This window comes from Roseitalea sp., from assembly GCF_984466335.1.
On record NZ_CFIFWG010000079.1, the window covers coordinates 1 to 13,482 of the forward strand.

General features: G+C 66.8%; 15 protein-coding genes. 11 read left to right on the forward strand and 4 right to left on the reverse strand.

Translation table 11 applies throughout. From position 1 onward, the window contains the following. A partial coding sequence (locus AC5E6L_RS08825; RefSeq protein WP_491772688.1) for a hypothetical protein occupies positions 1-227 on the forward strand: 227 nt, incomplete at its 5' end. Positions 228-436: 209 nt separating this feature from the next. Then, on the forward strand, positions 437-3,301 hold the full coding sequence (gene fdhF / locus AC5E6L_RS08830) for a formate dehydrogenase subunit alpha (protein WP_491772690.1): 2,865 nt from the start codon (positions 437-439) through the stop codon (positions 3,299-3,301). A gap of 12 nt (positions 3,302-3,313) precedes the next feature. Here fdhF and AC5E6L_RS08835 read toward each other — a convergent pair whose 3' ends face one another. Next, a complete protein-coding gene (locus AC5E6L_RS08835) occupies positions 3,314-4,342 on the reverse strand; it encodes an SDR family oxidoreductase (protein ID WP_491772692.1) in 1,029 nt (342 codons plus the stop codon). Between the two features lie 289 nt (positions 4,343-4,631). Here AC5E6L_RS08835 and AC5E6L_RS08840 point away from each other — a divergent pair, with 289 nt between their 5' ends. The 9 genes from AC5E6L_RS08840 to AC5E6L_RS08880 all read left to right on the forward strand — a co-directional run bounded on the left by AC5E6L_RS08840 (position 4,632) and on the right by AC5E6L_RS08880 (position 11,589). Then, complete coding sequence (locus AC5E6L_RS08840; RefSeq protein WP_491228788.1) at positions 4,632-5,303, forward strand: tetratricopeptide repeat protein; 672 nt, start codon at positions 4,632-4,634, stop codon at positions 5,301-5,303. 5 nt (positions 5,304-5,308) lie between these two features. Next, positions 5,309-6,736, forward strand: a complete 1,428-nt coding sequence (der, locus tag AC5E6L_RS08845; protein WP_491228787.1) for a ribosome biogenesis GTPase Der — start codon at positions 5,309-5,311, stop codon at positions 6,734-6,736. A 164-nt stretch (positions 6,737-6,900) separates the two neighbouring features. Beyond that, positions 6,901-8,028, forward strand: a complete 1,128-nt coding sequence (locus tag AC5E6L_RS08850; protein WP_491772695.1) for a cell wall hydrolase — start codon at positions 6,901-6,903, stop codon at positions 8,026-8,028. A gap of 202 nt (positions 8,029-8,230) precedes the next feature. After that, positions 8,231-8,680, forward strand: coding sequence for an AtpZ/AtpI family protein (locus AC5E6L_RS08855; protein WP_491772697.1), 450 nt, complete (start codon positions 8,231-8,233; stop codon positions 8,678-8,680). Positions 8,681-8,736: 56 nt separating this feature from the next. Beyond that, positions 8,737-9,489, forward strand: a complete 753-nt coding sequence (locus AC5E6L_RS08860; RefSeq protein ID WP_491228784.1) for a F0F1 ATP synthase subunit A — start codon at positions 8,737-8,739, stop codon at positions 9,487-9,489. A gap of 56 nt (positions 9,490-9,545) precedes the next feature. Further along, positions 9,546-9,773, forward strand: coding sequence for a F0F1 ATP synthase subunit C (locus AC5E6L_RS08865; RefSeq protein WP_491228783.1), 228 nt, complete (start codon positions 9,546-9,548; stop codon positions 9,771-9,773). 91 nt (positions 9,774-9,864) lie between these two features. Continuing rightward, positions 9,865-10,410 (forward strand): F0F1 ATP synthase subunit B, encoded by a 546-nt coding sequence (locus tag AC5E6L_RS08870; RefSeq protein ID WP_491772699.1) that lies wholly within the window; start codon positions 9,865-9,867, stop codon positions 10,408-10,410. 22 nt (positions 10,411-10,432) lie between these two features. Further along, positions 10,433-10,912, forward strand: coding sequence for a F0F1 ATP synthase subunit B (locus AC5E6L_RS08875; RefSeq protein WP_491772706.1), 480 nt, complete (start codon positions 10,433-10,435; stop codon positions 10,910-10,912). 302 nt (positions 10,913-11,214) lie between these two features. Continuing rightward, positions 11,215-11,589 carry a DUF2794 domain-containing protein gene (locus AC5E6L_RS08880; RefSeq protein WP_491228781.1) on the forward strand — a complete coding sequence of 125 codons (375 nt, stop codon included), beginning with the start codon at positions 11,215-11,217 and terminating at the stop codon, positions 11,587-11,589. A gap of 8 nt (positions 11,590-11,597) precedes the next feature. Here the strand turns inward: AC5E6L_RS08880 and AC5E6L_RS08885 are convergent, their stop codons facing one another. The 3 genes from AC5E6L_RS08885 to AC5E6L_RS08895 all read right to left on the reverse strand — a co-directional run. Continuing rightward, positions 11,598-12,167 carry a GNAT family N-acetyltransferase gene (locus tag AC5E6L_RS08885; RefSeq protein ID WP_491772701.1) on the reverse strand — a complete coding sequence of 190 codons (570 nt, stop codon included), beginning with the start codon at positions 12,165-12,167 and terminating at the stop codon, positions 11,598-11,600. 95 nt (positions 12,168-12,262) lie between these two features. Next, positions 12,263-13,042 (reverse strand): Bax inhibitor-1/YccA family protein, encoded by a 780-nt coding sequence (locus AC5E6L_RS08890; protein WP_491228779.1) that lies wholly within the window; start codon positions 13,040-13,042, stop codon positions 12,263-12,265. Positions 13,043-13,262: 220 nt separating this feature from the next. Next, on the reverse strand, positions 13,263-13,482 hold a 220-nt coding region (locus tag AC5E6L_RS08895; protein WP_491772704.1), incomplete at its 5' end, for a hypothetical protein.

The following is a 13,482-nucleotide window of genomic DNA, read 5'->3' on the forward strand; positions in this document are numbered from 1 at the left end:
CGAAGAAGGACATCGAAGCAGTGCGCCTGGAGATCGAGAAGGTGCGCGCCGACCTGAAAAGCGACATTGAGGCAGTTCGCACCGACGTTGAAAAGCTGCGTCTGGAGGTACAGCGCGATCTGGAGGCAGTGCGCAAGGATTTGGCCGAAAAGATGCTGCGTTATCAGGTTGCCGGCGTGATTTCACTTGCCATCATATTCGGTGGCTTTCGCTATCTTGTCGGATGAGTCCGCACATCAATGCCTGAAGCCCGTCTCTTGACCCGGGTCGGCGCGCTGTCCGGTCTGGCCATCCATGGCGCTTACGCGCTTTTGTTCTCGACCGATTTCGCCACGCGCAGCGACCAGCGCTTCGCGCAGGATCGATGCGGCCTTTGGCTTGGCGTTCGCGGCCCCGGGCGGGCGCCTGCTGTTGATTGACTTTGGGAGATGCGATCGTGACGAGATCTGTCAGTTTTTCGCTGAACGGAAAAACCGTAACCGCCGAGCCGGGCGAGACCATCTGGACAGTGGCGAAGCGGGCGGGTACGCGCATTGCGCACCTGTGCCATCTCGACAAGCCCGGCTATCGCTCGGACGGCAACTGCCGCGCCTGCATGGTGGAGATCGACGGCGAGCGGACGCTCGCCGCCTCCTGCATCCGCACACCGGCCGAGGGCATGGTCGTCAGGACCGACACCGATCGCGCCGACAGGGCGCGCCGCATGGTGTTCGAGATGCTGGCCGCCGACATGCCGCCGCCCGGGCAAAGCCCGGACAATCAGTCCGCCTTCTGGCAATGGGCCGGGACGATGGGCATTGCCGGCTCGGACCGCCTGCCCTCGAAGTTTTTGTCCTCCCCCGCCGAGCCTGTCGAAGCACGAGGGGAGGCAGCGGCGCCCTCGACCCTTCGACAGGCTCAAGGTGAGGGCGGCCGCCCCGCCGTCAACGACCTCACCAATCCCGCCATCGCGGTCAATCTCGACAGTTGCATCGCCTGCGGCCTGTGCGTGCGCGCCTGCCGCGAGGTGCAGGTCAACGACGTGATCGGCATGGGCGGGCGCGGCCATCACGCCATTCCCGTCTTCGACATTCACGACCCGATGGGCCTTTCGACCTGCGTGACCTGCGGCGAATGCGTGCAGGCCTGCCCGACCGGCGCGCTCTACGAGAAGACGCTGATGGACGAGGCCGGCCGCACGCGCGCCGTGCGGCGGTTCGATGCGTCGGTCGACTCGGTTTGCCCCTTCTGCGGCGTCGGCTGCCAGACCACCGTCAACGTCAAGGACAACAGGATCGTCCAGGTCGACGGGCGCGACGGCCCGGCCAACGAGAACCGGCTGTGCGTCAAGGGCCGGTTCGGCTACGACTATGCGATGAGCCCCGAGCGGCTGACCCGGCCGCTGATCCGCCGTGACGATGCGCCCAAGGCCGGCGACATCGACATGCGCTTCATGCAGGTCTCCGACATTTTCCGCGAGACGACGTGGGAGGAGGCGATGGAGCACGCCGCCTCGGGCCTGGCCAAGATCCGCGATGAACGCGGCGGCGGCGCGCTGGCCGGCTTCGGCTCGGCCAAGGGCTCGAACGAAGAGGCCTATCTGTTCCAGAAGCTGGTTCGGCAGGGGTTCGGCACCAACAATGTCGACCATTGCACGCGCCTTTGCCATGCCTCCTCGGTGGCCGCGCTCCTGGAAGGGGTGGGCTCGGGCGCGGTGTCCGCCCCGTTCACAGACGCGATGAAGGCCGATTGCATCGTCGTCATCGGCGCGCGGCCGACGACCAACCATCCGGTCGCGGCGACCTATTTCAAGCAGGCTGCAAAGCGGGGCGCAAAGCTGATCGTCATCGATCCGCGCGGGCAGGACCTGATGCGCCACGCCTCCCATCCGATCCGGTTCAAGGCCGGCTCCGACGTCGCGCTCCTGAACGCGCTCTTGCACGTCATCATCGAGGAGAAGCTGTACGACGCCCAGTATGTGCAGGCGAACGTCGACGGCTTCGAGGCACTGAGGGCAAAGGTGAAGGATTTCGCGCCCGAGGCGATGGCCGAGGTCTGCGGGGTGGAGGCGGACATGCTGCGCGCGGTCGCGCGCACCTATGCCGGCGCGGAGCGCTCCATCATCTTCTGGGGCATGGGCATCTCGCAGCACACGCACGGCACCGACAATTCGCGCGGCCTGATCGCCCTGTCGCTGATCACCGGCCATGTCGGGCGTCCGGGCACCGGCCTGCACCCCTTGCGCGGTCAGAACAATGTGCAGGGCGCCTCCGATGCCGGGCTCATCCCGATGTTCTTCCCCGACTATATCTCGGTCGAGGCCCCCGATGTGCGCGGCAGGATGGAGGATCTATGGGGCCGCCCGCTCGATCCCAGGCGCGGTCTGACCGTGGTCGAGATCATGGACGCGATCCATGCGGGCGACATTTCGGGCATGTACATCATGGGCGAGAACCCGGCCATGTCCGACCCCGACCAGCACCATGCCCGCGCCGCGCTCGCAAGGCTCGATCACCTGGTGGTGCAGGACATTTTCCTGACCGAGACCTGCTGGCATGCCGATGTGGTGCTGCCCGCCTCGGCGCAGGCGGAAAAATGGGGCACCTACACAAACACCAACCGGCAGGTCCAGATCGGCCGGCCGGCGCTCGACCCGCCGGGCGAGGCGCGCCAGGACTGGGAGCTGATCGTCGAACTGGCCCGGCGCATCGGCCTTGAGTGGACCTATGGCGACATCGGCGAGGTCTATGCGGAGATGGCCTCGCTGATGCCGTCTCTGAAGCATATCTCCTGGGAACGGCTTCTTGCGGAGGACAGCGTGACCTATCCGGTCGACGAGCCGGGCGGGTTCGGCAACGAGGTCATCTTCTCGGATGGCTTTCCGACGGCGGACGGGCGCGGCAAGCTGGTGCCGGCCGACCTGCGCCCGCCGGACGAGGTGCCCGACGAGGCGTTCCCGCTGGTGCTGACCACCGGCCGCCTGCTCGAACACTGGCACACGGGCGCGATGACCCGCCGCGCGTCTGTGCTCGACGATATCGAGCCCGAGGGCATCGCGGCCATGAACCCGCGCGAGATCGGCCGGCACGGCTTCACCGTGGGCCAGATGATCGCCGTCGAGACCCGGCGCGGCACGGTCAACGCCGTACTGCGCGCCGACCGCGAGGTGGCCGACGGGATGGTCTTCATGCCGTTCTGCTTCAACGAAAGCCCGGCCAACGTCCTGACCAACCCGCAGCTCGACCCGTTCGGCAAGATCCCGGAGTTCAAATATTGCGCAGCGCGCGTCCGCCGCATCGTCGCGCCGGAAGCGGCCGAGTAGGGCGCCGGCGCTCTACGGACGCTGCGTCTCGACGATGCTTTGCGCGGCCGCGCCGATGGCCTCGTCCACGGACCGGAAGTCCATCGCGAGCACGGACCGGGTCTGGCTGTCGTCGATGGCCTTGTGCACGCCCAGGCTGGGCACGATGGTCCTGATCTCCGGGTCGAACAGGGAAAGCAGGCGGATAACGAAGTTCGGCGCCCGCCGCGTGACGATCCTGCGGTCCGGATAGGCCCTGGCCAGCGTATCGGCGATCTCCGGAAACCAGATGAAGCCGGCCGCCGCGATCAGCCGCTTGCCGATCGTTTCGGGTGTCGACAGGGCCTTGACGTGCATGTCGGCCACATCGCGCACATCGACCGCCGGCAGGCCGAAATTGGGCAGCATCGGGTCCCTGGCCTTGAGCACGCGTTCCACCACGCCCAGCGACGTGCCGTAATGCGCATCCAGCGCCGGGCCGAGGACGAGACCCGGATTGATGGCGGTCAGTTCCATCTCGGGCGCCTGCTCTTCGATGAAGTCCCACGCCGCCCTCTCGGCCAGCGTCTTCGACTTGCCATAGGGGTTGATGCGCGCCGAATTGACATCGCTCCAGTCGGCGGCGGTATAGGCGGTGCCGTTGTCAGGCGCGTCCTTTTCCATCACCGACACCATGGAGGAGGTCAGGACGACCCGTTTGACGCCCGCCGCCCTGGCCGCTTTCAGGGCGCGCAGCGTGCCCTCGACGGCCGGCCGGATCAGTTCGTTCTCATCTTTGGGCTGGGCGAGCGGGAACGGCGAGGCGGTGTGCATCAGCACGTCGGCGCCTTTGAGCGCCTCGGGCCAGCCTTCATCCCTTGTCAGGTCGAGTTCGGCGAAGCTCAGGCGGCCGTCGAGCACCGACGCATCGTCCAGATGGGGCCGCACCGCGTCGCGCACCTCGTCGGCCCGCTTCATCGAACGGATGGTCGCGTGGACGTGATAGCCCTGCCGCAGCAGCTTGAGGGCGATGTGCTTGGCGATGAAACCGGAAGCACCGGTCAGGACGACACGTTCGGACATGGGAAAGCGGCCTTTTTGACGGAAGCGGGTTGCGATCGGCGGTCCGGACATAGCTGGTGGCGGATCTGACATTGTCAAGATCGCACGGCCGACGGGCGCGGAACGAGGGGTGGCCGCGCCCGCGCCACCGCTCCGACGACCTGCCCCTTCATTTCTGGCCAATCCTTCAGGACCATGTCCGGCTGTTCGGCGTGGCCCCGGTTGCGATATCCTGACCGGCGCACCACTTACATTGCGCGCCGTTTGCCGCTAAAGCGGCGCTCAGCTTTGTTTTTCCTGGATAGGCGCGATGTCCGACGACGGCTTTTTCCGCGAGGTTGAAGAAGAGCTTCGGTCCGACCGGCTCAAGGGATTCTGGGAGCGCTACGGCGTGATCATCGTCGCTGCGGCGGTGCTGCTCGTCGCCGCGACGGCCGGCTATCGCGCCTGGGACTGGTACAGCGCGCGCCAGGCGTCGGCATCCGGAGACCGGTTCCTCGAAGCGCTCAACCTGGCCGATGACGGCGACCATGATGCGGCGATGGCCGCACTCGAAGCGCTCGAAGCGGACGGCTTCGGCCAGTATCCCGTGCTCGCCCGCATGCGCGCGGCGACCGTCCAGGCCAGCCGGGGCGCGGCCGATGCCGCGGTCGCCGGCTTCGATGCCATCGCCGATGACCGCTCCGTGCCCGACGCCCTGCGCGACATGGCGCGCCTGCGCGCCGCCTATGTGCTGGTCGACCATGGCAGCTACACCGAGGTCGCCGCCCGCGCCGAGCAACTGACGGGACCGGACAATCCCTTGCGCCATTCGGCGCGCGAGGCGATGGGGCTCGCCGCCTACGGGGACGGCCGGTATGCCGACGCCAGACGCCTGTTCGACGCGATCGTCGCCGAGCAGGTCGCGCCGCAGGGTATCGCCGGCCGGGCACGGCTCATGCTCGAACTGATCGAGGCCAGCGGCGCGGTCGCCGAGGGCTGATCGCCATGGCCTTCACAGCCGCCATTGTCGGCCGGCCCAATGTCGGCAAGTCGACGCTGTTCAACCGTCTGGTCGGGCGCAGGCTGGCGCTCGTCCATGACGAACCGGGCGTCACGCGCGACCGCCGCCGGCACGAGGCGCGCCTGGTCGACCTTCGGTTCGATGTGATCGACACGGCGGGGCTTGAGGAGGGCGCGTCCGACACGCTGCCGGGCCGCATGCGCGCCCAGACCGAGCTCGCCGTCGCCGAGGCCGACCTCGCCCTCTTCCTGATCGATGCCAGGCACGGGTTGACCGCGGCCGACCGCACCTTCGCCGATATCCTGCGAAGGGCGGGCAAGCCGATCGTTCTGGTCGCCAACAAGGCCGAGGCGCGGGGCGCCGAGGCCGGGCTCTACGACGCCTTCTCGCTGGGCCTCGGCGAGGCCGTGCCGGTCTCCGCCGAGCATGGCCAGGGCATGGTCGACCTGCGCGATGCGATCGTCGCTGCGCTCGGCGAGGCGCGCGCGCTTGCCCGGCAGGACGGCGAGGACGGCGCCGACGAGGCAGAAACCGACGTCGCGGTCACCGAGACCGACGAGGATGCGCCCGATGCCTATGACGACACCAGGCCGGTCCGCATCGCGATCGTCGGCCGGCCCAATGCGGGCAAATCGACGCTGATCAACGCCCTGATCGGCGAGGACCGGCTGCTGACCGGCCCCGAGGCGGGGATCACCCGCGATTCCATTTCGGTCGACTGGCGGTGGCGCGGCCGCAGGATGCGCCTGTTCGACACCGCCGGCATGCGCCGCAGGGCGCGCGTGACCGGAAAGCTCGAAAAGCTGTCGGTGGGCGATGCGCTGCGCGCCATCCGGTTCGCCGAGGTTGTGGTGGTCGTTCTCGACGCCATGGCGCCGTTCGAAAAGCAGGATTTGCAGATCGCCGATCTGGTCGCGCGCGAAGGCCGGGCGCCGATCATCGCATTCAACAAGTGGGATCTCGTCGAAGACCGGCAGGCCCGTCTTGCCGACCTGCACGAGCGCACCGCGCGCCTCTTGCCGCAGATTCGCGGGGTGCGCGCCGTGCCCGCGTCGGCAGAGACCGGCTACGGCCTCGAACGGCTGATGCAGGAGGCCGTCGCAACGCACGCGGTCTGGAACCGGCGCGTGCCGACTGCAAGGCTCAACCGCTGGCTCGACGCCGTTGCCCTGCACCATCCCCCGCCGGCCGTCTCGGGCCGGCGTATCAAGCTCAAATACATCACCCAGGCCAAGACGCGCCCGCCCGGCTTCGTCTTGTCCTGCTCGCGGCCGGAGGCGCTGCCGGCATCCTATCTGCGCTACCTGACCAATGCGCTCAGGGACGATTTCGACCTGCCCGGCGTGCCGGTGCGGCTGATGCTGCGCACCAGCGAGAACCCGTTCGCCCACAAGGCCGGGCGCAGGCGCTGAGCGCGCGGTGCGGGATCTTGCCGTCCCGTTAACGAAACGTGACCGGTCACTTAACGCGCCGTCAAGGTTAATCCGCCATGCTGGCTTTCTGTCTACGTTGCGTCGCCTGACTTTCATGGAGTTGGCCTGTGCGTTTTTTGCGTCTTTTTGGCACGCGGTGCGTCGTGCCGGCCGCGTTTGCCCTTGCCGTCCTCGTCGCCAATCCCGCACAGACCTCGCTCCAGGACGTATCGAGCCTGATCTCGGGTCTCGATACGGCCTCCGGCGAGCGCTGGCTGATGCATGTCAGCCGGTCGGGCGTCGGCTCGATCCATTCGGCCGAAGTCCGGTTCGCGACCGATCCGGGGATCACCGGCGCGATCCGCAAGCCGGGGAGCGCCGGCGCCGGCCTGGGTCCGGTCGCCGTGATGACCGGCAAGACGGTCCTGCCGGGCACGCCCGACGAGGAACGCATCAACCGCGGCGACAAGGCCAGCCGGCTCGTCGCCGTCGTTCCGTCCGCCCCGCCCAGGGACTTCTCGGCCGGCTCGATATTGGAGCGGCGGTCCAGCCTCCTGCGCCCGAGCATCGACGGCGGCGTGCGGATGGCCTTCGTCCAGCCCGAAATCCAGGGCGAGGAACTGCGGATCGCCGGCGCCTTTCACGTTCGCAGGCCCGATCCCGCGCCGCAGGTTCCGACCGCGATCGCCGGGCTCGTGACCAATCCCGTCCCGGACGTGCTGGCGACGGCCTATGCGCCGCCCGCGCCCGATTTCGCCGAACGGTCCCCCTTTGCGAGCCTTCTGCGCGAACAGGATAACCAGGCGCGCGGCCGCTTCATCCCGCCCGTGCCCGAAAACGACCACGCCTGGGCCGGCAATCCGCTGCCGCCGCGCGTCTTCTCCGATCGCGAGCAGAAATGCCTTGCCGAAGGCATCTATTTCGAGGCCCGCGGCGAGAGCGCGCGCGGCCAGGCCGCCGTCGCCCAGGTGATCCTGAACCGCGTGCGCAACCCGGCCTATCCCGGCTCCATCTGCGGCGTGGTCTACCAGAACCGCCATTGGCGCAATCGCTGCCAGTTCTCCTTTGCCTGCGACGGCATCCGCGAGCGGATCACCGAGCGGCGCATGTGGCAAAGGGCCAAGGACATCGCCATGGCGACGACCGCCGGCAAGATCTGGCTCGACGAGATCGGCTCGTCCACGCACTATCATGCGACCTACGTCAATCCGCCCTGGGCGCGCACGATGAAGCGGCTGACGCGGATCGGCCTGCACATCTTCTACCGCACCCATGGCGGCGGCTGGAGCTGACGGCGGCGGTGCCGCCAATCGGCCCATAGCCTTTCCAGGCATATGCGACGATTTGGTTTTTCTCTCTTAAATTATTGATATATATTAATATTCAAGCACGTGCTGCGGCGCCAAATCCGCCTTGACGAATGTTCGGACCGAAACTATGTTGCGCGCAATTTGAGGGGGCCGGGGGCTCGTCTCGCGCGGTTCGGTCAGAGGCATGGCAGCATCTAAGCCACCAGGGACACCGGACGGCAAGGACGGGAACGGGCACGCCGCCAACTCGAGCCACGATGCCGGTCTTGAACAGCGGCGCCGGGCGCTTGACGAGGCGCTGGCCGAAAGGCGGGTCGCGGACCCCGCCGCCGAGCCGGAACGGCAGAAGGGAGCGGGAGCGGGGTCGGGATTCGGCAAGGCGCTCAAGCTGTCCAGCGAGTTCGTCGCTGGCATACTTGTCGGCGCGGGGCTGGGTTACCTTCTCGACACATTCGCCGGCACGAGCCCGTGGGGAATGATCGTCTTCCTCATGCTGGGTTTTGCGGCCGGCATACTGAATATGCTGCGTGCCGCGGGCGTCGTCGCCGAACCTGCCGGTCGCGCCCCGGACCGCAAGACGCCGCCGGACGGGGCGGGGTCCGATGAGACGGAAGATCGTGACGGCCGCCACTGAGCGGCGCTGACAATCAAGGCCGGTCGGACCGGCAGCACAGGACGGAGACAGGCCCGGTGGCGCAAGATCCCATCAAGCAGTTCGAGATCAACACGATCGTGCCGATCGAGAACGTCGCCGGGCTCGACCTGTCCTTCACCAATTCATCGCTGTTCATGGTTGCCACCGTGGCGACCGCTTCGGCGTTCCTTTATTTCGGCAGCGCCAATCGCGGGCTGGTTCCGGGCCGCCTGCAATCGATGACGGAGATGTCCTACGAATTCGTCGCCTCCATGCTGCGCGACGCGGCCGGCAGCGAGGGGATGCGCTTCTTCCCACTGGTCTTCTCGCTGTTCATGTTCGTGCTGTTCGCCAACCTTTTTGGCATGTTCCCCTATTTCTTCACCGTCACCAGCCATATCGTCGTGACCTTCGCGCTCGCCATGCTGGTGATCGGCACGGTGATCGTCTACGGCTTCTGGAAGCACGGGCTGAAGTTCCTCGGCCTGTTCGTGCCCGAGGGCGTGCCCGGCTATCTGGTGCCCCTGGTCGTCGCGATCGAGGTCATCTCGTTCCTGTCGCGGCCGATCAGCCTTTCGGTGCGCCTGTTCGCCAACATGCTGGCCGGCCACATCACGCTCAAGGTGTTCGCGGGCTTCGTCGTCTCGCTGAGCGCGTTCGGCGCGGTGGGCGTCCTCGGCGCGGTGCTGCCGATGATCATGGTGGTCGCGATCACCGCGCTCGAATTTCTCGTGTCGTTCCTGCAGGCCTATGTGTTCGCGATCCTGACCTGCATCTATCTCAACGACGCACTGCACCCCAGTCACTGACGGCCGCGCGGCGGTTCGTCCCCTCATCCCGCAATTTCGATCCAAAGGAGACTATGATGGAAGCGGAAGCAGCAAAATTCATCGGCGCGGGCATCGCTTGCCTTGGCATGGGCGGCGCCGCGATCGGTGTGGGCCAGATCTTCGGCAATTACCTGGCTGGCGCGCTGCGCAACCCCTCGGCCGCCGACGGCCAGTTCGGCCGCCTGATCTTCGGCTTCGCCGTGACCGAGGCGCTGGGCATCTTCTCGCTGCTCGTCGCCCTGCTGCTGCTGTTCGCGGTCTGATCCCTGACCGAATGGAGCGCGCCGGCACCGGCCGGCGCGTTCAGGCGTCGCATCGGCGGCGCCCCGACCGCAACGCTCGTGGGAAACCGCCATGTTCGTCACCACCGCATTGGCCGCCTCAACGCAAGCCGCAAGCGAAGGGGGCGGCGGCACGTTTCCGCCGTTCGACACCTCGACCTACGCTTCCCAGCTCTTCTGGCTGGTGATCACCTTCGGCTTTTTCTATTGGTTCATTTCAAGGGTCGCCTCGCCGCGCATCGGCGAGATTCTCGAAACGCGCCAGGACCGCATCGCCGGCGATCTGGACATGGCCCGCGACCTGCAAAGGCAGGCGGAGGAAGCCCAGGTCGCCTATGAGCAGGAACTGGCGCAGGCCCGCTCCACGGCCGGCGATATCGGCCAGAAGGCGCGCGACAAGGTCAAGGCCGAGGCCGAGGCCCAACGCCGGAAGATCGAGGCCGAATTGGGAACCAGGCTGGACGAGGCCGAGCGCCATATCGCGGCGATCCGCGAGAAGGCGATGGCCGAGTTGGGCGTGATCGCAGGTGAAACGACCGGCGCGGTGGTCGAGCGTCTGGTCGGCGTCAAGGTGACTCGCGCCGAACTGTCCAAGGCGGTCGAAAACGCGCGCGGGTAGCGCCAGGAGGACCGATATGATGTTGGATTCGAGTTTCTGGGCCCTCGTCGGCCTCTTCCTGTTCTTCGCCGTCCTGTACCGCTTCAAGGTGCACGAACTGGTGATCGGCGCGCTCGACGGACGCGGCGACAGGATTCGCGGCGAACTGGAGGAGGCCCGCCGCCTGCGCGAGGAGGCCCAGCAGTTGCTGGCCGAGTATCAGCGCAAGCGCAAGGAGGCCGAAAGCGAGGCCGAGGCGATCGTCGAGGCAGCCAAGAGCGAGGCCGGACAGATCGCCGCCGAGGCCAAGGCCAGGACCGAGGAATATGTGACCCGCCGCACCACGCTCGCCGAGCAGAAGATCGTGCAGGCCGAGATCGATGCGGTCAACGCCGTGCGCGCGTCGGCCGTCGATGTGTCGATCGCCGCCGCCGAGACGCTGATCGGCGACAAGATGACAGCGAGGGCCCGGGGCCAACTGTTCAAGGCATCTCTCGAACAGGTCGAGACCCATATGAACTGAATGCCGACCGCCGGCACCTTCGGATATGTTCGCGATTGCCGGAAATCGATGGCGACGTGCAAAGAAAGAGCTTCGCTCCTGGTTCCAAGGTGGCCTCCCGGGCCTGTGGGAGTGGGCGAAAAGCGGCGATGACATCACGCGTTTGCAGGCCCCTGCGGGCGGCATGAGCGCGCCCTTGGCATCCCGTCGAGCCGTTCGGGCCGGCTTGCATGGCGGAGGATTTCGGGTGACCATGCCCGGTCGCTGCGGACAGGATGGGGAGGCGGGACATAACCGGTTTCGATGATGACGAGGCGCAGCCGATGCCGGATCGCGCGACGGGCGCGTCCGGCAATGTTGTTGCGCTCAACCCGGGGCGCCGCCCGGCCCAGCAGACCGAAGTGCGGTTCGACCGCCGCGAACTCGACCAGATTCTCAGGGTCTACGGCTTCATGGTCGCCGGCGGCGAATGGCGCGACTACGGCCTCTCCCATCTGAAGGACCGTGCCGTCTTTTCGGTGTTCCGGCGCACCTGCGAAATGCCGCTCTACCGAATCGAGAAGATCCCCAGACGATCCCGCAGGCAAGGCGCCTATGCGATCGTCAACGCTTCGGGCACGGTCCTGAAGCGCGGCCACGACCTGGCCCATGTGCTCAAGCTGTTCGACCGGCCGCTCAAGCTGGTCCGGTCGAACTGACGGATCGGTCAGGCCGACCGGTAGAGCGTTCCGGGATAGGCGCCAGGATCGGGCGCGGTGGTCGCCGCCTTGCCGAGCGGTCGTTGCATCAGGACTGAATCGAGCCATCGCCCATGCTTGAAGCCCGTCGCGGGCAGCACGCCGGCATGCGCGAAGCCGAGCGTTTCGTGCAGCCGGATCGAAGCGGTGTGCTCCGAGCCGCCGATCACCGCGACCATCTGCCGGAAGCCGAGCGCTTCGCACCGTGCGACGATCTGCGCCAGAAGCGCCCGCCCGATGCCGCGCCCCCTGGCGCCGGGCGCGATATAGACCGAATCCTCCACGGTCCACCGATAGGCCGGTCGAGCGCGGTAGCCGCTCGCATAGGCATAGCCGAGCAGCGCCCCGCCGCCGTCCAGCGCTACGATATAGGGATAGCCGATGTCGCGGATCGCGCGGAACCGGGCCAGCATCTCGGCCTCGTCGGGCGGGTCGAGTTCGAAGCTCGCCGTGCCGTGCAACACCGCCTCACGATAGATATCGGTGATCGCGCCGATATGGGCTTGTGCGGCCTCGGAGAGCCGGAACGGGTCTGTCATCGGACGTGCCTTCGGAACGCGGCCACAAACCAGAAAAGCGCGCAAAAGAAAAGGGCGGCCCCAGAGCCGCCCGTTCCGTGTCGCGTTCGCGCCGCTTATTCGCGGTTGCCCAGGAAGTAGAGCAGGAACTGGAACATGTTGATGAAGTCCAGATAGAGCGCCAGAGCGCCCATGATGGCCTTCTTTTCGGCAATGGCGGCGCCGTCGCCCGCATAGTACATCTCCTTGATCTTCTGTGTGTCGTACGCGGTCAGGCCGGCGAAGACCAGAACGCCGATCGCCGAGATGGCGAACTGGAGGGCGGGAGAAGCCAGGAAGATGTTGACGATCATCACCAGGATCAGGCCGATCAGGCCGATGAACAGGAACGAGCCCATCGCCGTCAGGTCGCGCTTTGTGGTGTAGCCGTAGAGCGACAGAGCACCGAAGGCGGTGGCGGTGATGAAGAACGTCTGCACGATCGATCCCGACGTGTAGACCAGGAAGATGGATGACAGCGAGATGCCGAGCAGCGCGGCAAAGGCCCAGAAGGCCATCTGCGCGGTGCCCACCCCGATCCGGTCGATCCTGAAGCTGATGAAGAACACGATCGCCAGCGGCGCCAGGAAGAGCACCCAGCGCAGGGGCGAAGCGTAAATCACGGTGCCGAGCGCCGTCAGCATGGTGCCGTTGGGCAGCGAGGCGGTCGCCGCGGCCGGGTTGCCGGTGGTTGCCAGAAGCACGGTGCCGGCGGCGAACATCGCGGTGAGACCCAGTGCCAGCGCCATCAGGTTGTAGACGCGCACCATATAGGCGCGAAGGCCCGCATCGATGCTGGCGTCATAAGAGCGGGCACCGTAGCCCGTCTGTGATTGAACGTTGCGGAGTTCAGCCATGTCGTCCTCGTTTAGCCTTCTTGTCCCGTCGGGTGTCCGGCCGCGTGGCGCACGCACACCGAGGCGCCGCTGGCGGGACCTCCAGCATGCCTGACGTCAATATGAGACCTGCGGACAGATTTTACAAGAAGAACGCGCCCGATCCGGCGGCGAAGACGGGCTTTGAAGCGCCCCCGACGATCGGGGTCGGGCGGCGATGGTTAACCGTTCGTGAACGGCATCACAGGTTGCGCAGGACCGGCGCGGCCTTCTGTCCCAGAACCCGCCAGGTCCCCAGAAGGCCGAAACCGATGGTGCAAACCAAAGCGGTGAGGATGGTCATGACGGCGATCTCGGGCCGGAAGGTCCAAGGCAGGGCCATGATCTGGCCGACCACGAACCAGGCGGCGAAACCGCCGGCGGCCAGCGCGAAGACGGCCGTCGCCAGGCCGAGGATCGCA

Excerpts from the sequence above, each read along its gene's own strand:
- AC5E6L_RS08855 (WP_491772697.1), top strand. The coding sequence starts at position 8,231 with ATGGCAGCATCTAAGCCACCAGGGACACCGGACGGCAAGGACGGGAAC.
- AC5E6L_RS08870 (WP_491772699.1), top strand. The coding sequence starts at position 9,865 with ATGTTCGTCACCACCGCATTGGCCGCCTCAACGCAAGCCGCAAGCGAA.
- AC5E6L_RS08890 (WP_491228779.1), bottom strand. The coding sequence starts at position 13,042 with ATGGCTGAACTCCGCAACGTTCAATCACAGACGGGCTACGGTGCCCGC.
- AC5E6L_RS08865 (WP_491228783.1), top strand. The coding sequence starts at position 9,546 with ATGGAAGCGGAAGCAGCAAAATTCATCGGCGCGGGCATCGCTTGCCTT.
- der (WP_491228787.1), top strand. The coding sequence starts at position 5,309 with ATGGCCTTCACAGCCGCCATTGTCGGCCGGCCCAATGTCGGCAAGTCG.
- AC5E6L_RS08835 (WP_491772692.1), bottom strand. The coding sequence starts at position 4,342 with ATGTCCGAACGTGTCGTCCTGACCGGTGCTTCCGGTTTCATCGCCAAG.
- AC5E6L_RS08880 (WP_491228781.1), top strand. The coding sequence starts at position 11,215 with ATGCCGGATCGCGCGACGGGCGCGTCCGGCAATGTTGTTGCGCTCAAC.
- AC5E6L_RS08840 (WP_491228788.1), top strand. The coding sequence starts at position 4,632 with ATGTCCGACGACGGCTTTTTCCGCGAGGTTGAAGAAGAGCTTCGGTCC.
- AC5E6L_RS08885 (WP_491772701.1), bottom strand. The coding sequence starts at position 12,167 with ATGACAGACCCGTTCCGGCTCTCCGAGGCCGCACAAGCCCATATCGGC.